General features: G+C 71.4%; 1 protein-coding gene. It reads left to right on the forward strand.

Annotation, left to right across the window (positions count from 1 at the left end; all coding sequences use genetic code 11):
* Window positions 1-1,531 (forward strand): cadherin repeat domain-containing protein (locus FHR96_RS22290; RefSeq protein ID WP_183389903.1); only part of this gene is annotated, 1,531 nt, incomplete at both ends.

Genomic DNA, 1,531 nt, shown 5'->3' on the forward strand with positions numbered 1-1,531 from the left:
TGACCTACGCCATCGTCGGCGGCAACACCGGCGGCGCCTTCGCCATCGACGCGGCCACGGGCGTGTTGAGCGTGGCCGATGCCAGCGCCGTGGATTTCGACACCGACGCCACGTTCAGCCTCGATATCCAGGCCGATGACGGCACCAACGCCCCCGTCACCAGCGTGACCGTCAACGTCACCAACGCCGCGCCGTCCACCCCGGTCGACGGCGACGGCGCCACCGGGGGCTCGGTCGCCGAGAATGCCGCCAACGGCACCGCGGTCGGCATCACCGCCACCGCCAGCGACCCGGGCGGCGGCAACGTCAGCTATGCCCTCACCGACGACGCCGGTGGGCGCTTCCAGATCGACGCCATCACCGGCGTCGTGAGCGTGGCCGACGGCACGCTGCTCGACTTCGAGAGCGCCACATCCCACGCGATTACCGTTCAGGCCTCCGACGACGACGGCGGCGACTCGGCAACGGCCTCCTTCACGATCGACGTCGGCGACGTCAACGAGGCCCCGGCCATCACCAGCAACGGCGGCGGCGCCTCGGCCGCCACCAGCGTCGCGGAGAACCAGACGGCGGTGACCACCGTCGCCGCCGGCGACCCCGACGGCGATACCCTCACCTACAGCCTCAGCGGCGGCGCCGACGCCAGCCTGTTCACTATCGATTCCGCCAGCGGCGAACTGGCCTTCGCCAGCGCACCGGACTTCGAGGCCCCGGCCGACGACGACGGCGACGGCGTCTACGACGTCCAGGTCAGCGTCTCCGACGGCAGCACCACCGACACCCAGGACATCGCCGTCACCGTCAGCGACGTCGACGAGACTCCGGTGTTTTCTGCCACCGGCCCGTTCAGCGTCAGCGAAGCGGCGGGCAATGGCACGACGCTGGGCGACATCCAGGCCACCGACGGCGACGGGGGCGCCAACGACGCCAACCTGACCTACGCCATCGTCGGCGGCAACACCGGCGGCGCCTTCGCCATCGACGCGGCCACGGGCGTGTTGAGCGTGGCCGATGCCAGCGCCGTGGATTTCGACACCGACGCCACGTTCAGCCTCGATATCCAGGCCGATGACGGCACCAACGCCCCGACCACCAGCGTGACCGTCAACGTCACCAACGCCGCGCCGTCCACCCCGGTCGACGGCGACGGCGCCACCGGGGGCTCGGTCGCCGAGAATGCCGCCAACGGCACCGCGGTCGGCATCACCGCCACCGCCAGCGACCCGGGCGGCGGCAACGTCAGCTATGCCCTCACCGACGACGCCGGCGGGCGCTTCCAGATCGACGCCGTCACCGGTGTCGTGAGCGTGGCCGACGGCACGCTGCTCGACTTCGAGAGCGCCACCTCGCACGCGATCACCGTTCAGGCCTCCGACGACGACGGCGGCGACTCGGCAACGGCCTCCTTCACGATCGACGTCGGCGACGTCAACGAGGCGCCGACCATCACCAGCAACGGCGGTGGCGCCACGGCCGCGACGAGCGTGGCGGAGAACCAGACGGCGGTGACTACCGTCGCCGCCGGCGATCC

Source organism: Halomonas organivorans (assembly GCF_014192055.1).
Lineage (GTDB): Bacteria > Pseudomonadota > Gammaproteobacteria > Pseudomonadales > Halomonadaceae > Halomonas > Halomonas organivorans.